At 56.9% G+C, this 20,583-nt stretch carries 21 protein-coding genes and 1 riboswitch; of the genes, 3 read left to right on the top strand and 18 right to left on the bottom strand.

Features of this window, described 5'->3' with window-relative positions; translation table 11 throughout:
* Positions 1–37: 37 nt before the first annotated feature.
* The 16 genes from AC2FIP_RS20075 to miaB all read right to left on the bottom strand — a co-directional run bounded on the left by AC2FIP_RS20075 (position 38) and on the right by miaB (position 16,687).
* Positions 38–688 (bottom strand): phosphoribosylanthranilate isomerase, encoded by a 651-nt coding sequence (locus tag AC2FIP_RS20075; protein WP_496787874.1) that lies wholly within the window; start codon positions 686–688, stop codon positions 38–40.
* 8 nt (positions 689–696) lie between these two features.
* Positions 697–1,047, bottom strand: a complete 351-nt coding sequence (locus tag AC2FIP_RS20070; RefSeq protein WP_271951622.1) for a lipopolysaccharide assembly protein LapA domain-containing protein — start codon at positions 1,045–1,047, stop codon at positions 697–699.
* A gap of 6 nt (positions 1,048–1,053) precedes the next feature.
* Positions 1,054–1,338, bottom strand: a complete 285-nt coding sequence (gene ihfB, locus AC2FIP_RS20065) for an integration host factor subunit beta (RefSeq protein WP_037310872.1) — start codon at positions 1,336–1,338, stop codon at positions 1,054–1,056.
* Between the two features lie 270 nt (positions 1,339–1,608).
* A complete protein-coding gene (gene rpsA / locus AC2FIP_RS20060; RefSeq protein WP_142639449.1) occupies positions 1,609–3,285 on the bottom strand; it encodes a 30S ribosomal protein S1 in 1,677 nt (558 codons plus the stop codon).
* A 300-nt stretch (positions 3,286–3,585) separates the two neighbouring features.
* Positions 3,586–5,271, bottom strand: a complete 1,686-nt coding sequence (locus AC2FIP_RS20055; protein ID WP_496750976.1) for a tryptophan halogenase family protein — start codon at positions 5,269–5,271, stop codon at positions 3,586–3,588.
* Between the two features lie 254 nt (positions 5,272–5,525).
* On the bottom strand, positions 5,526–6,041 hold the full coding sequence (locus AC2FIP_RS20050) for a hypothetical protein (RefSeq protein WP_271951586.1): 516 nt from the start codon (positions 6,039–6,041) through the stop codon (positions 5,526–5,528).
* Positions 6,042–6,142: 101 nt separating this feature from the next.
* Complete coding sequence (locus AC2FIP_RS20045) at positions 6,143–6,760, bottom strand: (d)CMP kinase (RefSeq protein ID WP_496709931.1); 618 nt, start codon at positions 6,758–6,760, stop codon at positions 6,143–6,145.
* A 5-nt stretch (positions 6,761–6,765) separates the two neighbouring features.
* A complete protein-coding gene (gene aroA / locus AC2FIP_RS20040) occupies positions 6,766–8,118 on the bottom strand; it encodes a 3-phosphoshikimate 1-carboxyvinyltransferase (RefSeq protein ID WP_496787871.1) in 1,353 nt (450 codons plus the stop codon).
* Positions 8,119–8,187: 69 nt separating this feature from the next.
* Positions 8,188–8,898: a tRNA (guanine(46)-N(7))-methyltransferase TrmB gene (gene trmB / locus AC2FIP_RS20035; RefSeq protein WP_496690363.1), complete on the bottom strand. Its 711-nt coding sequence runs from the start codon at positions 8,896–8,898 to the stop codon at positions 8,188–8,190.
* A 129-nt stretch (positions 8,899–9,027) separates the two neighbouring features.
* Complete coding sequence (gene metK / locus AC2FIP_RS20030; protein WP_496787869.1) at positions 9,028–10,209, bottom strand: methionine adenosyltransferase; 1,182 nt, start codon at positions 10,207–10,209, stop codon at positions 9,028–9,030.
* A gap of 5 nt (positions 10,210–10,214) precedes the next feature.
* Positions 10,215–10,263, bottom strand: a riboswitch (SAM-SAH riboswitch).
* 42 nt (positions 10,264–10,305) lie between these two features.
* A complete protein-coding gene (gene lnt / locus AC2FIP_RS20025; RefSeq protein ID WP_496787868.1) occupies positions 10,306–11,802 on the bottom strand; it encodes an apolipoprotein N-acyltransferase in 1,497 nt (498 codons plus the stop codon).
* On the bottom strand, positions 11,799–12,686 hold the full coding sequence (locus AC2FIP_RS20020) for a hemolysin family protein (RefSeq protein ID WP_142639432.1): 888 nt from the start codon (positions 12,684–12,686) through the stop codon (positions 11,799–11,801). The genes lnt and AC2FIP_RS20020 overlap by 4 nt, the downstream gene beginning before the upstream one ends.
* A 35-nt stretch (positions 12,687–12,721) precedes the next feature.
* On the bottom strand, positions 12,722–13,216 hold the full coding sequence (gene ybeY / locus AC2FIP_RS20015; protein ID WP_496787866.1) for an rRNA maturation RNase YbeY: 495 nt from the start codon (positions 13,214–13,216) through the stop codon (positions 12,722–12,724).
* 39 nt (positions 13,217–13,255) lie between these two features.
* The gene (locus AC2FIP_RS20010; RefSeq protein ID WP_142639428.1) at positions 13,256–14,278 is read right to left on the bottom strand and encodes a PhoH family protein; all 1,023 of its coding nucleotides are present in this window, start codon (positions 14,276–14,278) and stop codon (positions 13,256–13,258) included.
* Between the two features lie 142 nt (positions 14,279–14,420).
* Positions 14,421–15,185 carry an outer membrane protein gene (locus AC2FIP_RS20005; RefSeq protein WP_496698792.1) on the bottom strand — a complete coding sequence of 255 codons (765 nt, stop codon included), beginning with the start codon at positions 15,183–15,185 and terminating at the stop codon, positions 14,421–14,423.
* Between the two features lie 182 nt (positions 15,186–15,367).
* Positions 15,368–16,687 carry a tRNA (N6-isopentenyl adenosine(37)-C2)-methylthiotransferase MiaB gene (gene miaB / locus AC2FIP_RS20000; protein ID WP_496787864.1) on the bottom strand — a complete coding sequence of 440 codons (1,320 nt, stop codon included), beginning with the start codon at positions 16,685–16,687 and terminating at the stop codon, positions 15,368–15,370.
* Between the two features lie 121 nt (positions 16,688–16,808).
* Between miaB and AC2FIP_RS19995 the strand changes: the two genes are divergently transcribed.
* The gene (locus AC2FIP_RS19995; RefSeq protein WP_496704114.1) at positions 16,809–17,672 is read left to right on the top strand and encodes a glycosyltransferase family protein; all 864 of its coding nucleotides are present in this window, start codon (positions 16,809–16,811) and stop codon (positions 17,670–17,672) included.
* 5 nt (positions 17,673–17,677) lie between these two features.
* Here AC2FIP_RS19995 and AC2FIP_RS19990 read toward each other — a convergent pair whose 3' ends face one another.
* Positions 17,678–18,475, bottom strand: a complete 798-nt coding sequence (locus tag AC2FIP_RS19990; protein WP_271951572.1) for a phytanoyl-CoA dioxygenase family protein — start codon at positions 18,473–18,475, stop codon at positions 17,678–17,680.
* Between the two features lie 86 nt (positions 18,476–18,561).
* Here AC2FIP_RS19990 and AC2FIP_RS19985 point away from each other — a divergent pair, with 86 nt between their 5' ends.
* Positions 18,562–19,452 carry a LysR family transcriptional regulator gene (locus AC2FIP_RS19985; protein ID WP_271951570.1) on the top strand — a complete coding sequence of 297 codons (891 nt, stop codon included), beginning with the start codon at positions 18,562–18,564 and terminating at the stop codon, positions 19,450–19,452.
* A gap of 2 nt (positions 19,453–19,454) precedes the next feature.
* Here the strand turns inward: AC2FIP_RS19985 and irrA are convergent, their stop codons facing one another.
* A complete protein-coding gene (irrA, locus tag AC2FIP_RS19980; protein ID WP_142639421.1) occupies positions 19,455–19,871 on the bottom strand; it encodes an iron response transcriptional regulator IrrA in 417 nt (138 codons plus the stop codon).
* Between the two features lie 187 nt (positions 19,872–20,058).
* Here irrA and fabA point away from each other — a divergent pair, with 187 nt between their 5' ends.
* Positions 20,059–20,568, top strand: coding sequence for a bifunctional 3-hydroxydecanoyl-ACP dehydratase/trans-2-decenoyl-ACP isomerase (fabA, locus tag AC2FIP_RS19975; RefSeq protein WP_142639419.1), 510 nt, complete (start codon positions 20,059–20,061; stop codon positions 20,566–20,568).
* Positions 20,569–20,583: the final 15 nt, after the last annotated feature.

Genomic DNA, 20,583 nt, shown 5'->3' with positions numbered 1-20,583 from the left:
TGGCAAAACGCACATGGGAATCCTTAGATGTGATACCTCAGCCGGCCCGAATTGCAGCGTCTACAAACGCACGAACCATCGCGGCATCCTTGATGCCCGGTGCACTTTCCACGCCCGAGGCGACATCGACCTGACGCGCGCCCGTCATACGGATGGCCTCGGCCACATTGCCGGGGTTCAACCCACCGGCCAGCATCCAGGGCTTGCGCCAGTATTTGCGCCCAGCCAGCAAACGCCAGTCAAACGCCAGCCCGTTTCCGCCCGGCAGAATCGAGCTCTTTGGCGCCTTGGCATCTATCAGCAACTGATCGGCAACATCGCTATAAGTATCAATGGCGGCCAGGTCTTCGGCATCTGCAACACCAACCACCTTGATAACAGGCAACCCATAGCGCGCCTTGATTTCCTGCACCCGCTCGACAGATTCTGAGCCATGCAGCTGCAACATGTCAAAAGGTGCGGCTGCGGTGATACTGTCCAACAACTCATCCGTGGCGTTCACAACCAAGGCGACCTTTGCAACCCCAACGGGGACTTGCTCGAACAAAGCTGCTGCCTGTTGAGGCGAAACATATCGAGGCGATTTCGGAAAGAAGTTGAAACCAAGATACCGTGCACCCGCATCAGCTGCTGCGCGCACGTGATCTGGTGCAGTCAGGCCGCAGATTTTAACCGATACATCCGACATTCCGGGCCTCAGCTGGCCTCATCCAACAGGGCGAGAACTTCGTCCTGTCCTTCGTTCTGCGCTTTCTTGAGCTTCTTGACCTCACGCTCAAGTTTGCGCACTTCACCTTTACTGGCGGTAGCATCGCGGCGGTGCTTGTGCTCGCGCAGCCATTCCCAAAGAAAGCCAATGACCAGGCCAGCGACGATGCCACCCAGAACCACCACGAACAGCGGCAAGGAAGCGCTGAAGTTGAAGCCAAGCAAATCGGCAATAGCCGAGGGAATAAGCGTCAGCTCAACCGCTTCGCGGTTGGCCAGAGAGACTGAAATCAAGACAATCCCGAGGACCGCGAGAAAAGCATATCGAAGGTAGCGCATCATGGCCTAGGCTTTACCGTTCAACCGGTCCCTTAGCAACTTGCCAGTTTTGAAAAACGGAACACATTTTTCTTCGACCTGCACAGTTTCGCCGGTGCGCGGGTTACGACCCACACGGGCATCGCGCTGTTTCACTGAAAACGCCCCGAAGCCTCTCAGTTCAACCCGATCCCCTCGCGCCATCGCATCCGTTACTTCTTCGAACACGGTATTCACGATTCGCTCGACGTCACGCTGATAAAGATGCGGGTTCTCGTCGGCGATTTTCTGAATCAGTTCTGAACGGATCATGTGCGTTACCCTCCCAGGCGACCGGTTAACCATGCCTATTATTCTGAACAGTATAGGAAAAAACTGGGTTCGGGGGAACGTAAACTCTGCGGGCAAAGGCTGAAAATTACAGTTAAGTAACGCGAAATTTTGCCAGTTCATGTAATTTGCCCGACAAATGCATGAACCTAAGCCCCAATTAGCCTGAAAATGCGAACATGTTGATTCGCAACAAAAACGGCCCCGCGCTTTCACGCGGGGCCGCAAATTCGGCTTGACTGAGGCTCGGACTTAGTCGCCCGACTTCAGCGCTGCACCCAAGATATCGCCCAGCGATGCGCCCGAGTCGGAAGAACCGTACTGTTCCACGGCCTCTTTCTCTTCGGCGATCTCACGTGCCTTGATCGACAGACCCAGACGACGGGTCTTGCTGTCGACATTGGTGACGCGGACGTCGACCTTGTTACCGACCGAGAAACGCTCGGGGCGCTGTTCGGCACGGTCACGGCTCAGGTCGGAACGACGGATGAACGACTTCATACCTTCGTACTCTACCTCGATGCCGCCATCTTCGATCGCGGTGACCTCAACGGTGATGATCGAGCCACGCTTCACGCCGCCCACGGCTTCGGCGAACTTGTCACCGCCCAGGGCTTTGATCGACAGCGAGATACGCTCTTTCTCGACATCCACTTCAGACACAACGGCCTGTACCACGTCGTTCTTGTGGTAGTTCTGGATGGCATCCTCGCCACGCTCGTCCCAGGACAGATCGCTGAGGTGAACCATGCCGTCGATGTCGCCTTCGAGGCCAATGAACAGACCGAATTCGGTGATGTTCTTGACTTCACCTTCGACTTCGGTGCCCTCGGGGTGTGTTTCTGCAAACACTTCCCACGGGTTGCGCTGAGTCTGCTTCAGGCCCAGAGACACGCGACGCTTGGCGCCATCGATTTCCAGAACCATGACGTCGACTTCCTGGCTCGTCGAAACGATCTTGCCGGGGTGGACGTTTTTCTTGGTCCAGGACATCTCGGACACGTGCACCAGACCTTCGACACCGGCTTCCAGCTCGACGAACGCGCCGTAGTCGGTGATGTTGGTGACGCGACCCTGATGAACCGAGCTCAGCGGATACTTGGCTGCAACCAGATCCCACGGATCTTCCTGCAGCTGCTTCATGCCCAGGCTGATGCGGTGGGTCTCTTTGTTGATCTTGATGACCTGAACGTTGATGGTCTCGCCGATCGTCAGGATCTCGGACGGGTGGTTCACACGGCGCCATGCCATGTCGGTGACGTGCAGCAGGCCGTCAACGCCGCCCAGGTCAACAAACGCACCGTATTCGGTGATGTTCTTGACCACGCCTTCTACGGTCTGACCTTCGGTCAGGTTGCCGATAACCTCGGCGCGCTGTTCGGCACGCGATTCTTCCAGGATTGCGCGGCGCGAAACAACGATGTTGCCACGGCGACGGTCCATTTTCAGAATCTGGAACGGCTGCTTCAGACCCATCAGAGGGCCAGCGTCGCGTACGGGGCGCACGTCAACCTGCGAGCCGGGCAGGAACGCTACTGCACCACCCAGATCGACGGTGAAGCCACCTTTGACACGTCCAAAGATTGCACCTTCGACGCGCTGGTCGTCGGCATATGCTTTTTCCAGACGGTCCCATGCCTCTTCACGGCGGGCCATCTCGCGTGAGATGACGGCTTCGCCACGGGCGTTTTCTGCGGCGCGCAGGTAAACTTCAACCTCGTCACCAACAGTAATTTCAGGGGCTTCGCCAGGATTTGCGAATTCTTTCAGATCAACGCGGCCTTCCATTTTGTAGCCGACGTCGATGATGGCTTGGCCGGCTTCGATCGCCAGAACCTTACCTTTGACAACAGAACCCTCTTCGGGCGTGTCCATTTCGAAGCTTTCATTCAGGAGGGCTTCGAATTCCTCCATGGTTGTATCAGCCATCTGGCAGTGTTTTCCTTTACATAACGTTTTTGCTGGCCGAGCGGTTGTCTCCGCCGGTCTTAGTGGATTGGTCAGACGATCTGACATATACCGCAAAACAAAGAGGGCCGGTTGGTCCGACCCTGCTCGTCTCATTGTTTTATGGCTCAAATCGCCTTGTCGACGCGCGCTCTATAACGGGTTCGCACAGGCGCTGCAAGTTTTACCGTGCATATCACAAAATAACACGCAAACCCCAGCCTTGCATGGCTGAGGTCGGGTCGATTTGTATTCTTCTTCAGCTCCGAAAGGACAGAGCGCCTAAAACAGTTGCAGATCTTTTGAGCCGCTTTGGATTTCGGCAAAATTCGGCATGTTCTGGACCGCCAATGGTGCCGGGGCCGCGCCCGGCATCGCGACGGTTGGCTTCGCTGCTGCGGCCTTTCCAAAGGCTGGGCGCTCGAGCTCGCCCCGGATATCGCGCAGCAGGGTTTTGTGATCAGGCATTGATCTGAGTATCTGCGCAAGATCCACTTTCGCGCCTTTCCACCACTGGAACCAGATCGGTTTCTTCAACGGCCGCAAGCGATCGCGGATGCCGGCGCCATAGCCCGTATCATAGACCTGCTTACCCAAAAGAACCGTTTGATAGACGCGGAAATCGAAAAGCGTTGCAAACTCGATATCTCGTTCCAAAGGCAGGCGGTGCTGCCACAGTTCAAGGTTCTCGGCCAGCCGATCCGGTATCTTCATTTCGGTCCGCGCGTCGATCCAATATTGATCATCCGTGCGGTTGCCCAAGCGGTAGTGCAGACAAATGAAATCCAGAACCTCGTCATAGAGCTTGTCCATTTGCTTGTTATATCTCGCCCGCAGCGACGGTTCGATGTCCCGCGTAGGCAGATGCTCGGCGAACCAGCGCACCGCATGATCAATCATGTGGATCGCTGTACTTTCCAGCGGTTCGATGAACCCTCCGGCCAGTCCGATCGCCACGCAATTCTTGACCCAGGCATTGCGCACTCGTCCGATACGCATCGGGATCACGCGCGGCGTCGCGCCTTTGCCGCTGTCGCCCAGCCATTCGAGGTATTCATCCGCCGCCTGTTCATCCGTGCGATGCGCAGATGAGTAGACATAGCCCGTGCCCACACGGTTAAAGAGTGGCACCCGCCAGGTCCACCCTGCACCAAGTGCGGTGGACCGTGTGACGCTTTCGATTTTTTCTGGATCCGGGTGCTCGATCTGCAACGCCATGGCGCGGTCGTTGGGCAGATAGTCAGAATAGTCCATGAAAGGCTCGCCCAGCGCCTTGTTGATAATCAAGCCGCGAAACCCGGTGCAATCCACGACCATCTCAATGTCATGGCGGCCTTTCTTTTCCAGCATCAGATGGCTGACATTGCCCTGCTCATCCAGCTCGACCGATTTCACCTCGTCCTGGATATGCTCAACGCCGCGCTTGGTGCAAACCCTGGTCAACATGCCTGCAAACTTCACAGCATCCAGATGATAGGCATAGCCGAACCGCTGCTCAAACTCTGGCTGACCCAGTGGCCGCCCACCTTTGCACAGGCGCGCCAGATCATCATGGGGCGAGATGGACTGCGTGAAATCCCTATCGCCATTGCCAAAGCGCAGGAAGTATTCTGCGGGCTCTAACCCCTCTAACAACTGGCCATGCGCAAAAGGGTTCACGTAATCAATGCGATTGCCCTTGGCGTCCTTGTTCCAATTACAAAACTTCACGCCCAGCTTGAACGAGGCGTTGGTCTCACGGAAGAAATCCCGCTCTGAAATGCCGGCCTGGCGCAGCGTGACCGGCATCCGTGGAACGGTGGCCTCGCCGACGCCCACAGTCGAGATATTGGGGCTTTCGATCAGGCAGATACGCGGGCGATCCTTGGGTGCTGACGTGCGTGAAAACACCATTTCCAGGATCAGCGCGGTCATCCAACCTGCCGTGCCGCCACCCACAATGGTGATCTTGCGCAAACGATTATTCATATTTTCTGTCCCTGTTGGTTTTGGGGTTTTTTAGCCGCCTGCCCTTTTTGATTTTGGGGCTTGTAAAGCAGCTTTCCCTTTTTGCCTGAGAGAAACTATAACAGCTTTCCTGCATCCAGCTAGGCACTATGACGGCCGAGCCTGCATACATGTCGGGTCATCAGACCCGGCAACACAGGCCGCTCGCCACTGCGCGTCTTTCTTTAGGATGGTGGATGCTGCGAGAAAGGAAATGCGCAAGTACCAGCCCTGCGTCAGATATCCTCGCCTTTTTTCAGAAGCTCTTCGATCAGAGCGCGCTGAAGATCATTGCTATCGCCGCCGCCAAATTCCGCAACTCCGCTGGAATACAAGGTGCCGTAGGTGTTGGCGATGTTCACCGTCTGGGCCAGCCCCGAGATCAACTGATCCCTTTCCAGCCGCGACAAGGGGTGGATGAACGCAGCCCACAAGGTGCCATTGGCAATCGCATATCGCGCATCCAGGGTACTGTCGAAATTCGCCTGCATCATCCGTTGCATGTCCTGAGCACTCAGATCTTCGACACTTTGGATCGACACCATGGCCCGCATCCGGTCCGCATTGACGTCGGTAATCACCAGAACGGGAACCTCCGCGATGGTAAGCTGAAAGCCCGGCCCAAGAGGCTCTGTCTCGGGGTCAAGCGCAAACAATATCTTGCCCAAACGCTCGTAGGTCATTGGCGGTTCTGCCTCTTGCGCTGAAAGCGCACTGGCGAGAAAGGTAAAAATCAAAATCAGGCGGAACATCGATTACCTCCGGCAGATGTCGATACAAAGGTAATCGACGCCTCGGGCGCTGGCCAAACAAAGCTTAGTGAACAAAGTTGTGTTTGCTCTGGCAAACGGCCCTAGGGCAGAACTGGTTCGATGACCTCAATCGCGCGGGCAAGAGCCGCGTCAATGCTCAGGTCCGAGGTATCCAATATGACCGCATCCTCAGCTGGCTTCATAGGTGCCGTGCTGCGTTCGGCATCCCGAGCGTCCCGCTCACGCACATCGGCCAACACCTGTGCGCGTGTAACCTCATGGCCCTTGGCGTCCAGTTCCAGAAACCGTCTCTCAGCGCGCACTTCGGCGCTGGCGGTGACAAACAGTTTCACCTCGGCCCGCGGGCAAATAACGGTTCCGATGTCACGACCGTCCAACACCGCACCTCCCGCTCGGCGCGCAAAGGCGCGCTGAAAATCGACCAATGCAGCCCGCACCTCGGGGATAACTGCAACTTTTGAGGCCGCTTGCGCGATCTCAGCCGTGCGCAGATCACCCTGATCCAGGTCCTCGGCTGTCAGCGTTTGCGCGGCACTAACCGGGTCGGCACCTTCCAGCGTTCTGCGGCCAACCGCACGGTAAAGCAGGCCGGTATCGAGATGCGCAAACCCGAAATGGGCGGCAACGGCATTGGAAATCGTGCCCTTCCCCGCTGCTGCCGGGCCATCGATCGCTATGGTGAAACTGGCAACTGCCATCGCATTTACCGGTTGTTTCGCTGCAGCCGCGCACCAAGGCCAGCCATCAACGGTTCGAAGATCGGGAAAGACGTTGCGATCGGGCCGCCATCGTCGACCCCGACCGGTTTTTTCGCCCCCATACCCATAACCATAAAGGACATCGCGATCCGGTGATCCAGAAAGCTCTCACAGGTGCCGCCGCCGGGAACATTGCCAATTCCCAAACCATCCACAGACCACCAATCATCGCCCTCATCGACGGTGACGCCATTAACGCGCAGGCCGCGGGCCATCGCATCAATACGGTCGCTTTCCTTGACGCGCAGCTCTTTTACGCCGCCCATCATCGTGGTGCCCGTGGCATTTGCCGCGACCACAGACAGAACCGGGTATTCGTCAATCATCGAGGCCGCTCGTTCCGGAGGAACCGAGATTCCCTTCATATCGGGCGAATAGCGTGCGCGCAGATCGGCAACCGGTTCGCCGCCCTCTTCGCGCTCATTCTCATAGGTCAAGTCAGCACCCATCTCACGCAGAGTGGTAAACAGACCCGCGCGGGTCGGGTTCAAGCCGATGCCCGGAACCAGAACATCGGATCCGGGCGTGATCAGCGCAGCACAGACCGGAAAGGCCGCGCTGGAGGGATCACGGGGCACAACGATGATCTGCGGTTTCAACTCAGGGCGACCGGTCAGGGTGATCACCCGCCCCTCATCGGTATCCTCGACCGTGATTTCAGCCCCGAACCCGGCCAGCATCCGCTCGGAATGGTCCCGGGTCGCTTCGGCCTCAATCACCACAGTCTTGCCCGGTGCGTTCAGACCTGCCAACAAAACGGCAGATTTCACCTGTGCGGAGGGAACAGGAACCTCGTACTTTACTGGGACAGGGTCTGCTGCACCCACAATCGTCATAGGTAGGCGCCCCCCGGTGCGTCCCACAGATTGCGCACCAAACAACGCCAGAGGATCGGTTACCCGCGCCATAGGGCGTTTGTTGAGGCTGGCATCCCCCGTGAATGTCGCGGAAATCGCAGAGGTCGCCATCGCGCCCATGATCAACCGAACGCCGGTGCCCGAGTTGCCGCAGTCAATGACCTGATCGGGTTCGGCAAAGCCACCGACGCCCACACCATGGACTGACCATTCGCCACCCCCGTGATCTGTCACCTCAGCCCCAAAGGCACGCATCGCCTTTGCGGTGTCCAGAACGTCCTCACCCTCCAACAGACCGGTGATCCGGGTTTCACCCACGGCCATCGCGCCCAGGATCAGCGATCGGTGCGAGATCGACTTGTCACCAGGCACCTCTGCCGTTCCGGTCAGCGGACCGCAAGGGTGCGAGGTCATCGGGATGGGCGTGCCGTGTCCGGACATGGGGGCTCCTGTTTTCGCTATCAGTTCCCAAGCCGATTAGCGAATTGGAGGCGCTTGGTCCAGCCGCAATCAGTCGTTGCGGCGGAAGGTCAGGTAATGCGGTGTCCGCCCTTCGCGCAGGGCCTTCTGCTCATAGCGCGTGGAAATCCAGTCTTCCCAAGGCTCACGCCAATCGGTGGGGCGTTCCGCCAACCATTCGAAACCAGCGCCCGGCACCTCTTCCAACGTTTGGCGGACATAGTCGGGAATATCTGTTGCAACGCGAAAGATCGCGCCCGGTTTCAACGACCGCGCCAACGGCTCCAGATGCTCTGGGGTCACGAACCGACGGCGGTGATGCCGGGTTTTGGGCCAGGGATCGGGGTACAGAAGAAAGGCGCGTGATATGCTGGCTTCGGGCAAGACATCAAAAAGATCGCGCGCATCGCCGGGATGCACCGCCAGATTCTCGACCCCAGCCTTGCGAATCTTGCCCAACAGCATGGCGACACCGTTGATATAGGGTTCTGCCCCAATGATACCGATATCGGGATTGCTAGCCGCCTGATGCACCAGATGCTCGCCGCCGCCAAAGCCGATCTCAAGCCAGACATCCTTGCCACCGAACAGGGCATTCAGATCCAGCGGACTGCGTTCAGGATTGCTTTCCCAGTCCACAGCACCCGGAGACAGCGCATCGAGGTCTTCGCTCAGATACGTCTTTTGGCTTTGCTTCAGGGTCTTGCCTTTGAACCGGCCATAAAAGTTTCTGCGGGGGCGTTGGGGTGTCTGGGTGCTCATGGCGGTGCCCATACTGCGGGGACGGCTCAGAGGCAAGGGGCGGCGGCAGAGCAGAATAGCCGCCGCCTCTCATACATTTCCCAAGAAATAGGCGCGCCCGCAAGGGCGCACCTATTAATACCAGTCAGATCAAACCGCCGCTTTCAACGCGTCTGCTAGATCTGTGCGCTCCCAGCTGAAACCCCCATCCGCTTCCGGCTGGCGACCAAAATGGCCATAGGCTGCTGTGCGCTGATAGATCGGCTTGTTCAGCTCCAGATGCTGACGGATGCCACGTGGGGTCAGGTCCATCACCTGGCCGACGGCTTTTTCAATCCGATCATCCGCGATCTGCCCCGTGCCATGCGTATCCGCATAGATCGACAGAGGCCGGGAAACGCCAATGGCATAGCTCAGCTGGATCGTGCAACGCTCGGCCATTCCCGCGGCTACGACATTCTTGGCCAGATAGCGCGCGGCATAAGCCGCCGAACGGTCTACCTTGGTCGGGTCTTTGCCCGAAAACGCTCCGCCACCATGAGGCGCTGCACCACCATAAGTGTCCACGATGATCTTACGACCGGTCAGACCCGCATCGCCATCCGGACCGCCAATGACGAACTTGCCGGTGGGGTTCACGTGCCAATCGGTCTGATCGGTCAGCCAACCCTCGGGCAAGGTTTCGGTGACATACGGCTCAACAATGGCGCGAATATCGGCCGAGCTCAGCGTCTCATCCAGATGCTGGGTCGACAGAACGATCGAGCTGACGCCAACCGGCTTGCCATCCTGGTAGATCACTGACAGCTGCGATTTCGCATCCGGGCCCAGCGCAGGCTCGGTCCCGTTCTTGCGCACCTCGGCCAGACGGCGAAGGATTGCATGGGAATACTGGATCGGCGCAGGCATAAGCGCGGGTGTCTCGGTGGTGGCATAGCCGAACATGATGCCCTGATCACCAGCACCTTCGTCCTTGTCACCCGACGCATCTACGCCCTGCGCAATATGTGCAGATTGCTCATGCAGCAGGTTCGTAACTTCTACCGTCTCGTGGTGGAACTTATCCTGCTCATAGCCGATATCCTTGATACAGGCGCGGGCGATCTCGTCGATGCGGCCCATATAGTCATGCAGCTTGTCCTGATCAGACAGCCCCACTTCGCCGCCGATCACCACGCGATCCGTTGTCGCAAAGGTCTCGCACGCAACGCGTGCCTCGGGTTCTTCGTTCAGAAATGCGTCAAGTACAGCATCGGAAATACGGTCACAAACCTTATCCGGATGCCCTTCGGAAACGGATTCCGAAGTAAAGGTATAGTTCTGTCGGGACATACAAGTGCTCCATTAAGATTACCCCGTCACGCCAGGAAGCCGTTGTGATGGGCACAAGAGGGGATAAGCCCCCCGAAACTGAGGGTCAATGCGAAATCATAGGTTTCGCCGCCGCAGCCCGTACCAAAACAGGCTAAACAGCACCAATAACACGGCAAAGACAGTATTATCCCCCATTCGGGAATAAGCCGTCGGAGAATGAGGCGCCGGAAGTCCGGCATCAATATAGCCCGCCTGCCCAAGCGGCAGGGCCTCGGTGATCCGGCCCAGCGGGTCAATCATGGCGGAGACGCCGGTATTGGCCGAACGCATCATGGGCAGCCCCTGCTCGATGGCGCGCATCTGTGCCTGAGCCAGGTGCTGATACGGTCCCGAGCGCGTTCCGAACCACGCATCATTGGTGATTTGCAGAAGGAAATCAGCGCGCCCCGGCGCGGATAGGACATCCTGGGTGAACACAGCTTCGTAGCAGATCAACGGCAGCGCTTTACCCAATGGGCCTGCATCCAGCAGCGCCGCCCCCGACCCGGCGCTAAACCCATGCCCAGTGGTTGCAGCCATGCCATAGATCCCGAACCGCGCCATCACGTCGCCAAACGGAACATATTCGCCAAAAGGCGCCAGATGATGTTTGTCGTACAGCCCCTGCTGAGCCCCATCCACATCAAGGTAGATCATCGAGTTGTAGATACGCGGCCCGTCGCCTCGTTGAATTCCCAGAACAACCGGCGTGCCTTGCGCCGCCTCGGCGATGGCATCCAGATACGGCTGCGCGCTGCCCAGCCAGGCGGGAACCGAGGTTTCAGGCCAAACGATCAGGTCTGGCTGTGGTTCGGCGGCAGTAAACTCGATCTGACGTGCGAAGAAAAGAGGTGCAAACTCTGGATCCCATTTCTGATGTTGCAACGCATTGGGCTGAACCAAGCGAACGATATGTCCCGTTTCGACCACAGCGGGCCGCGTCCCCGCATAGCCCAAAGCCAATGCGACCGATGCCACACTGATGCCCAAGGGTACGAATACTCCGGAACGCAGCGCCAAAGCCGCCCCTAGTGGCAGTGTCGCCACCAAGGTCAGCGCCCCAAGCCCGTAAGGCCCCAAAAGTGACAGTAGCTGCGCAACAGGGGTCTCGACCCAGACCTGCGCCAGCCCGGCCCAGGGGAACCCGGTCAGAACATAACCGCGGGCACATTCCGCCAACGAGATTGCCAAGGCGAGAAACAACGCCTGTGAAACCCCGCGCGCGCCGGGCCTGCGAGCAACCCAGAATGCCAGCGCCCAGAACAGCGCCAAACCACCAGCCATGAAGACCAAAGCAAACGGAGCCATCCAAGCGTGACGATCGGCGTCCACCAGAAACGGCTCGACAATCCAGCTGAGTGCATGGGCGAAATACCCGGTCCCAAACGCCCAACCGATCCACGCCGCACGCGCACGTGTCTCGGTGCTCTGAAATATCGGTGCGACCAACACCAACGCCAATACAGAAGCCACCCAATACCCAAAGGGAGCCAGACCAAATGCAGCCAGTCCTCCCAACAAACCAGAAAGGACAAATCTAAGCCAAATGGGCCAAGCCCGTATCAGGCTCATGCAACGATATCCGGCAGCATGACACGCAGCCGTTTGATGCGCCGCGGATCCGCATCAATCACCTCAAATTCAGGCCCTTCCGGATGCAGAACAACCTCTCCTCGTGCCGGAACCCGTCCGGACAACATGAAGACCAACCCGCCAAGCGTGTCGATCTCTTCCTCATCGACATCCTCGTGGCTGGTCAAGGAACGCCCGATCTCGGCTTCGAAATCTTCAAGGGGTATCCGCGCCTGCACCACATAACATCCAGGTTTTTCCTGAACCCAAAGTTGGCTTTCATCCGCATCATGTTCGTCCGCGATCTCACCAACAACCTGTTCGATCAGGTCTTCGATCGTCAGCAACCCGTCGACACCACCATATTCGTCGATCACCAATGCCATGTGGCGGCGCTCGGTTTGCATTTTGGTCATCAGCACACCGATCGGCATCGACGGCGGCACGAACAGCAATGTCCGCAACATCGACACCAGATCAAACTCAGTCGAGCCGCCGTTGAACCCGTGCGTCAACGCGAAATCTTTCAGGTGGATAAAGCCCAAAGGCGTATCCAGCGTTCCTTCATAAACAGGTATCCTGGACAGACCGCTTTCCCGGAAAACCTGGGCCAGCTCATCTTTGGATATCGTCGACGGTACTGACACGATCTCGACCGTGGGAATCGCCACATCCTCGACCCGCATCCGGCGCAGATTAATCATGCCGCGAGGTTGAGCCGGGTCGACCTCTTGCCCATTGACCTCAGAAGCCGAGTCTTCACTCTGCGTTGAGAACGCATCCACTATTCGAGAGAAAAGTCCTGGTCTCTCAGTGACATTTTCGTTGCCGTCCTTCGGTTGCGCGCCCTGCGCCGCCATAGAACTGCCGTCTGTTTCGCCCATTTTCCCATTCCAAATGATAAGCCGAAAGGCCCGCTTTAAGCATTATATGGGTCATCAATACCCAGTTTGCCAAGTATCTCCACCTCAACACCCTCCATCAGCGTGGCGTCGAGATCACGAATGTGATCATAACCCAGCAAATGCAACAGGCCGTGAACGATCAGATGTGTGACATGATTATCCATGTTTTTCCCTGCCTCCGCCGCCTCGCGAGCACAAGTATCATAAGAAATCGCGATATCGCCCAGAGCAATTTCCCCTGAGAAATCGGGTTCAGGGAGTATCGGAGTCTGCCCGGCGGAGTCCGCAGCCAAATCTTCGGCTGGCCAGCTAAGCACATTGGTCGGTGACGCCTTTTCGCGGAATTCCGTGTTCAACTGGGCGATCCGTGCATCGTCGCATCCCAGCAGGCTAACCTCACACAGGTCCGCATCAAGATCGAAATGATCCAAAACCGCCCTTGTGGCGCGCTCTGCCAAAAACTCGAGCCCGTCCCAGCGCGGGTCTTCAACCGATAGTTCCAGGTTCATGCCACCATGTCCAAAATCCCGATACCGGGACCCAGAAGATCAACCCGTTTCACGGCCCGTATCGGCCTCATACGCTTCGATTATCGCGGCGACAAGTGGGTGCCGGACAACATCCTTGGAGGTGAAATAGTTGAAGCTGATATTCGGTATCGTGCTCAACAGCCGTTCTGCATCCGCCAATCCCGACTGAACCCCGCGCGGCAGGTCAACCTGTGACCGGTCGCCTGTTATGACCATGCGGCTGCCTTCGCCCAAACGGGTCAGGAACATTTTCATCTGCATGGTCGTGGCGTTCTGCGCCTCATCCAGCACAACGAAGGCGTTCGCGAGCGTACGGCCACGCATGAACGCCAGAGGTGCAATCTCGATGCGCTTTTCCTCGATCAGTTTGGCCAGTTGTTTCCCGGGCAAAAAATCATTCAGCGCATCATAGAGCGGCTGCATATAGGGATCGACCTTGTCCTTCATGTCGCCAGGTAGATATCCCAGCTTTTCGCCCGCTTCGACGGCGGGACGACTGAGGATGATGCGGTCGACATGCCCGCCGATAAACATCGATACGCCAACGGCCACGGCCAGATAGGTCTTCCCTGTGCCCGCCGGACCTATGCCAAAGGCCAGCTCATTGTTGAACAAGGACTGAACATAGACTTTCTGGGCGTCAGTACGCGGCTCGACCAGCTTTTTGCGGGTTTTGATCTCAACCGAACCACCCTTGAACATCTCAAGCTGATCGCCATCCCGGCTGCCGGTTCCTGTTTCCGACCCGCCCATGCGAAGTTCGCGGTCTACATCCGCTGCTTCTACGTCACGACCACCTTCCAGGCGGGTATACAGCGCTTGCAGAACTTCGATCGCCTGTTTTTGGGATTCGTCGTCACCCATGACAACCAGTTGGTTGCCACGGCGCACAATCTGTACGGTCAGCTTCTGTTCGATTTCGGTCAGGTTGCGGTCATATTCGCCGCAAAGATCTATCAATAACCGATTGTCTGGAAATTCAACAAACGCTTCCCGCTGGGGCGTTTCATTTTGCGGTGGGTTCAGGGCGCCAATGGCCAATCCGCTCTCCTGTCTGGGCGTTTCACCCCAAGCGTAGACAACATTTCTTGGTGGGCGCAAGCCAGAGATTCAAATTTTCCGTACAGAATGGTAAAACCGCCGATCAAGTTGGAGGCAACGCGAACGTTCTAAACAGGCAAACCTAGAACTGATAGTTCAGGCCAAACCGCAAACCACGGTAACGGGGCGTCGATTTGGTCGTAAACCCGTTGTCAAATTCGACGGTTTCAGAATCGAACCGGACGTATTCATATTCCCCAGTGATCGACCAGTTCTCATTCAATTTGTGCTCGGCGCCAATGCTGGCCGAGAACCCTTTTCGACTGTCTTTATCCTGAAAGGACTGGGTTGTTGCCCCGGATGTAATCGAACTGGTCGTGGTTATATCGCCATGCACGTAACCAACGGAAATAAAGTATAACACTCTGCCACTTGGGTTTGTCAGACCGTTCCGAAAGCGAATTGAGATGACATCCGAAATCTCTGAACCGCCATTGACGACCGAGGTTCCGATCTGCGTCGACACTTCATCGTCCAGAGATCCGAAATCATAGCCCAACTCGACCCCATAGACGTAGTCACGCCCGCCTTTTGCGGGCAGAAGACCGCGCCAACCGCCCCGAATACCACCGTAACTGCCGGTGAGGTCCAATTCGCCGACAGCGAACGTATCTGTAGGCGTCGTCAGGCCAAAGCGGTCCGAGCCGCTGGTCGAATAGCCGGCTGTCAAACCCAGATAGAAGGCGCTGACATCGCTGCCATACCGTGCTGACGATATTACCGGCGGTTCAGATAAATCCGGATCCAGATTCCCTGCGGCAGCGGAATTGAGTACCAGAAACAACGCGGCCATTGCGGGAAGAGCAACCCTGATATTAGGCCCTGCACTAAATCTCAAAAGTTTCACTCGCACCCTCCGTCATCCCGATCCGACACCAGGATCAGCACTGATATGCCGTTTCAGGAGGCGTTAGCCTAGGTCCCGAAAAAACCTGACTTTTCTCGGAACATAATTCCAAGTGATAAATCAAGGGTAAATCTTGGAAACAAATACCAGCGATGGTATCCGCATCACAGATAAAGGACGGGTCAGAGCAACTGCCCCGCCAGAGAATTCGCACCTGATCCGGTGATCAAAACGTCCCGCAGCGCGCCGATTTCCACATCCGCGTCAGAGACGTGAACCGAATGAAGATATTCAGATTTTCCCACCATCTGTCCCGGCAACCGGCCGGTTTTTTCGAACAGAACGCGGACTTTGCGTCCAACCATGGCATCCTGAATTTCGCGCTGATGACGCGTGATCAATCCCTGCAGCCGCTGTAGGCGGTCATCCGCCACCCCAGGATCAACCTGAGACCGCTCGGCTGCGGGCGTTCCTGGGCGCGTCGAATACTTGAACGAATAGGCATAGCCGTATTTGACCTGCTCGACCAAATCCATGGTGGCCTGAAAATCTTCGTCGGTTTCTTCAGGGAACCCAACGATGAAATCACCAGACATGACAATATCCGGACGCGCAGCGCGGATACGCTCGATCAGACGCAAATAGCTCTCGGCTGTGTGACTGCGGTTCATTCGCTTCAGAATGCGATCCGAACCCGACTGGACCGGTAAATGAAGATAGGGCATCAGTTTTTCGCAGGTGCCGTGCGCCTCGATCAGGTCGTCGGCCATGTCATTCGGGTGCGACGTGGTAAAGCGGATGCGCTCTAGCCCGTCAACCTTGTTCAACTCCCAGATCAGTCCCGCCAGCGTCATGTCGCCGTTCGGTCCAGCACCGTGATAGGCGTTGACGTTCTGACCCAGCAGAGTGATCTCGCGCACGCCACGTTCGACCAGATCCTGTGCCTCGCGGACGATACGGACCACCGGACGGCTGACTTCGGCGCCTCGGGTATAGGGCACGACACAAAAGGCACAGAATTTATCGCAGCCTTCCTGAACGGTCAGAAAAGCGGTGGGGCCACGTTTGGCTTTGGGACGATTCTTGAGCTTTTCGAACTTGTCCTCTTCGGGGAAATCCGTGTCCAGTGCCTTGGCGCCTTCGCGCGTCTTGGCTTCCATCTCAGGCAGACGGTGATAGCTTTGCGGGCCAACCACCAGATCGACCAGGGGCTGACGGCGCATGATTTCTTCGCCCTCGGCCTGCGCGACGCAGCCCGCGACCCCGATCTTGAGATCGGGTTTTTCGGCTTTCAACCCTTTGAAACGCCCCAGCTCGGAATAGACCTTTTCGGCGGCTTTTTCGCGGATGTGGCAGGTGTTCAGCAGAATCATATCTGCGTCATCGGGGCTTTTCGTTTCGACATAGCCCTGCCCGCCCAGGGTCTCGGCCATACGCTCGCTGTCATAGACGTTCATCTGGCAACCATAGGTCTTGATGTACAGCTTTTTGGGTTCTGACATGGGGTTGGGCCTTTGCGTTCGCGGGATCGGCGTCATCTATACCCAACGAACGCCGCTTGCAATGCCAGCGCGATTACCCGATTTTGGCCGAAAACTCCAGTTGGACGGGGCCGGACAGGCAATGCAGTACGACAGTCTCACTTCTTTCCTTCAATCCGGCAAGGCCGCGTTGGCCAAAGGTCCGGTTGCGATGATCTTCGCCGAAGACGATGTCGAGATCGACGGCACCATCCGGCACCATCTGAACCTTGGCTTCAAATCACTGATCGTGTTCATGCCCGAAGCCTTTACGCTGGATTCTGAACTGACCGAGCGTATCCACAGAGTGACACTGACCTGCGCACCGAGAACCGTCGTCTTTGACACGGTTAATCAGGTCATCCGGGCCGCTCCTGACCATTGGATGTATTACTGCTATAACGCTGAATACCTGTTCTTCCCCTTCTGCGAAACACGCACGATCGGCGAGTTACTGGCCTTTCACACCGAAGAACGCCGGAACGCCATGCTAACCCATGTGATCGACCTGTATGCTGATGACCTGGGCGCGTTTCCAAACGGGGTTGCCCCTGACCAAGCCATGCTGGACAGCACCGGGTATTACGCACATGCCCGACACAACGCCGAAGGACACCCGCTGGAAAGACAGCTGGACATATCCGGCGGTTTGCGCTGGCGGTTCGAAGATCACATCCCCTATGAACGCCGCCGCATCGACAGAATCGGGTTGTTCAAATCGCGAAATGATCTGTTGTTACTGCCCGACCACACGTTCAATGAGCCCGAGTACAACACCTATTCCTGCCCATGGCACCACAATCTGACGGCGGCGATCTGTTCCTTCCGCGCAGCCAAGGCGCTTAAAAGCAACGCGGGGTCGACCTTCGACATCCCCAGCTTCCGCTGGCGCAACTCGGCTCGGTTCCAGTGGTCATCCCAGCAGTTGCTGGAACTGGGGCTCATCGAATCGGGGCAGTGGTTCTAGGCAGCTCAGCGTCGCAGCAGAACCGGGAACCAATCTTCCCGCAAACGCTGCCCGGGCTGCATGTCGTGGCCCGGAAACGGAGGCGAGGTGCGCCCCGGACGTTCCACATATCGCGCATCCTCCCCAACCAACCGCAAGGAAAAAGCACGGCGGCGGCTGTCAGACTGGTTTCCACGCGCGCCATGCAGCGTACGGTAGTTGAAGGCAACCGCGTCACCGGGTTCCATTTCGAATTCAACCACCCTCATACCTTCGGCATCGGGGTCGGGAATGGGGATGTACTGGCCTTCATCCGCGAAAAACCCTTCTTCCGAGACCCAACGCGTGGGCAGAACCTCTTTCTCCCATCTATGTGAACCTGCCACACAACGAAGGGTGGCCTGTGTCACCGGGTCCAATGGCGACCAGAAACTGATCGTCTGACTGCCCTCGACGAAATAGTATGGCCCATCCTGGTGCCACGGCGTTGCCATCGACGTGCCTGGTTCTTTCACCAGAACATGGTCATGGAACATTTGTACGGTTTGCGACTGCATCAGATCCGCTGCGACCTCGGCTGCCGGTGAATTGTGGATCACGTTCTGGAACTGTTCGATACGCGACCAGTTGCAGTAATCATCAAAGAACAGACCGGTTTCGCCCTGTTTTTGGTTGTCCGACGCATATGGTCCAGGTTCAGCCATATTGGCCGCGATGCCGTCACGCAGCGTATCCACGTAGTCGGCAAACAAACCTTTGATCAGAACCACGCCGTCCTGTTGGTATGTGTCAATCATCTCTTGCGTAACCAGGGGGTGAGCCATCTGTGCCTCCGTTCGAATTTAACCTGAATTTGCTCATGAAATTTTCATCTATTCAAATAATATCTTTGAAATGTATAGTTAACCTTATGTTATACGTTACCCTACGCCAATATGAATATGTCTGCGCCATCGGACGGCATGGCAGCCTGTCTGCTGCAGCGTTGCATCTAAATGTTTCGCAGCCAGCTCTGTCGAATGCGCTAACCCGGGTCGAAGACCAGTTGGGCTATCCGCTGTTTATCCGAAAGCGCGGAGCGGCCATGGCGCTGACACCGCAGGGACGCAGCTTTATTGAAAACGCCGAGGCCTTGCTGACACGTGCCGCACGTTTGGAAAATTCTGGAACAGACGGGACCGCAACCACGCGCCTGCGTCTGGGCTGTTTCGACGACCTCGCGCCTTTCCTGCTGGCAAAAGCTCTGCATAGCCTGCGACAGAACATGCCCGAAGTTGATATCACATATCGCGTAGACGAATTTCAGGGCCTGATTTCCGGCCTCGTCAATGGTGAGATCGACCTTGCCTTGACTTATGGTCTGACACTGGATGCGGCCTTTTCCACGACCACCTTGTTCACCAATCGACCAATCGCGGTTATGACAAAAGGCCACCCCTTGGCCAATCGGGCGCAGGTATCATTACAGGATGTCGTGGCCTACCCCCTGATCCTATCGAACGAGGGACTATCTGCGCAGCATTTCCTGAGTCTCTTCCGTCAACTTGGGCAGAACCCCAATGTCGCACATCGGGCCGCGTCGCCCGAGATCCAACGCAGCCTCGCGGCGCATGGCGAAGGCGTTGCCATCAGCTATGCCAACATTCCTGCCAAGACCAGCTATGACGGGATGCCGTTGGTCAGCATACCTGTGTCAGATGAAATCGCAGCTGAACCCGTTGTTGTGGCACGGCATGGAACAGGCCCTATGGATCCGCATAGCGAAAAGGCACAGCACATCCTGACCGGACTGATGACGTAAGTTTACTTTTTACGCAGACGGATCACAACGTCGACTGACGCGATCTCAACCCCTTCAGGCGCGTCGGGCAGTCGCTGGATGACCAGCTGTTCGGACGGAGCATCGCTGAGCCGGCCCTCATCTTCCCAATAGAAATGCGGATGATCATGCGTGTTGGTGTCGAAATAGCTTTTCGATCCGTCAACGGTAATTTCTTGCAGAACCCCGGCATCGCAAAAGGCGCGCAACGTGTTGTAAACCGTCGCCAGAGAAACAGCATCTCCGTTCTGTTTGGCCGATTCAAACAGGCTTTCGGCGGTGACGTGGCGATGGCGGCCATCACCGACCAGCAGCTCTGCCAATGCTACGCGCTGACGCGTCGGACGTAATCCGGCGTGAACCAACCAACCTGTGGCTATGCTCTGGCAATCTGCTGTCATCAGTCCAATACCAATTTGTTGCTGAGGTATATATAAGTGCTGTAGTCAGGTAATTTCAAATGAATTTCATTCGCAGAGAATAATGTAAACACAACATGATGTAGGCCACTGCTCTTGCAGGACCTTGCATACGGGTGCTAGACGAGACCAAATTAGATGGAAAGACCCCTGGCAGGAGAGGCGCAGAATGGCCCAATTCCCAAGCAGCTTTGACAAGGACGATCTGCTGAAATGCGCCCGCGGCGAACTATTCGGCCCCGGGAACGCACAGTTGCCCGCCCCGCCGATGTTGATGATGGATCGGATCACCGAGATTTCGGCCGATGGTGGCGCCCATGGCAAAGGTCATATTCTTGCTGAATTCGACATTACGCCCGACCTTTGGTTCTTTGATTGCCATTTCCCCGGCAACCCGATCATGCCCGGCTGCTTGGGCCTGGACGGTTTGTGGCAGCTGACCGGATTCAACCTGGGCTGGCGCGGCTGGCAAGGGCGCGGCATGGCCGTTGGAGTGGGCGAGGTCAAGCTGACAGGTATGGTACGCCCGGACCGCAAGATGCTGACCTATAAAATCGACTTCAAGAAAGCGATCCAGACCCGCCGCCTGACTATGGGTGTCGCAGATGGTATCGTCGAAGCCGACGGTGAGATGATTTACGATGTCAAGGACATGAAAGTAGTTCTGTCCGAAGCCTGAGCCTGACCGGCCCCA

The organism is Ruegeria sp. CDSB114 (assembly GCF_059611025.1).
This window is presented reverse-complemented; position numbering and strand designations above follow the sequence as displayed.

Coding starts and splice junctions, on each gene's coding strand:
- AC2FIP_RS20070 (WP_271951622.1), bottom strand. CDS start 1,047: ATGCGCTACCTTCGATATGCTTTTCTCGCGGTCCTCGGGATTGTCTTG.
- AC2FIP_RS19985 (WP_271951570.1), top strand. CDS start 18,562: ATGTTATACGTTACCCTACGCCAATATGAATATGTCTGCGCCATCGGA.
- rpsA (WP_142639449.1), bottom strand. CDS start 3,285: ATGGCTGATACAACCATGGAGGAATTCGAAGCCCTCCTGAATGAAAGC.
- AC2FIP_RS20045 (WP_496709931.1), bottom strand. CDS start 6,760: ATGGCAGTTGCCAGTTTCACCATAGCGATCGATGGCCCGGCAGCAGCG.
- AC2FIP_RS20050 (WP_271951586.1), bottom strand. CDS start 6,041: ATGTTCCGCCTGATTTTGATTTTTACCTTTCTCGCCAGTGCGCTTTCA.
- AC2FIP_RS20075 (WP_496787874.1), bottom strand. CDS start 688: ATGTCGGATGTATCGGTTAAAATCTGCGGCCTGACTGCACCAGATCAC.
- lnt (WP_496787868.1), bottom strand. CDS start 11,802: ATGAGCCTGATACGGGCTTGGCCCATTTGGCTTAGATTTGTCCTTTCT.
- AC2FIP_RS19995 (WP_496704114.1), top strand. CDS start 16,809: ATGCAGTACGACAGTCTCACTTCTTTCCTTCAATCCGGCAAGGCCGCG.
- ihfB (WP_037310872.1), bottom strand. CDS start 1,338: ATGATCCGTTCAGAACTGATTCAGAAAATCGCCGACGAGAACCCGCAT.
- miaB (WP_496787864.1), bottom strand. CDS start 16,687: ATGTCAGAACCCAAAAAGCTGTACATCAAGACCTATGGTTGCCAGATG.
- AC2FIP_RS20055 (WP_496750976.1), bottom strand. CDS start 5,271: ATGAATAATCGTTTGCGCAAGATCACCATTGTGGGTGGCGGCACGGCA.
- metK (WP_496787869.1), bottom strand. CDS start 10,209: ATGTCCCGACAGAACTATACCTTTACTTCGGAATCCGTTTCCGAAGGG.
- AC2FIP_RS20020 (WP_142639432.1), bottom strand. CDS start 12,686: ATGGGCGAAACAGACGGCAGTTCTATGGCGGCGCAGGGCGCGCAACCG.
- irrA (WP_142639421.1), bottom strand. CDS start 19,871: ATGACAGCAGATTGCCAGAGCATAGCCACAGGTTGGTTGGTTCACGCC.
- fabA (WP_142639419.1), top strand. CDS start 20,059: ATGGCCCAATTCCCAAGCAGCTTTGACAAGGACGATCTGCTGAAATGC.
- aroA (WP_496787871.1), bottom strand. CDS start 8,118: ATGTCCGGACACGGCACGCCCATCCCGATGACCTCGCACCCTTGCGGT.
- AC2FIP_RS19990 (WP_271951572.1), bottom strand. CDS start 18,475: ATGGCTCACCCCCTGGTTACGCAAGAGATGATTGACACATACCAACAG.
- trmB (WP_496690363.1), bottom strand. CDS start 8,898: ATGAGCACCCAGACACCCCAACGCCCCCGCAGAAACTTTTATGGCCGG.
- ybeY (WP_496787866.1), bottom strand. CDS start 13,216: ATGAACCTGGAACTATCGGTTGAAGACCCGCGCTGGGACGGGCTCGAG.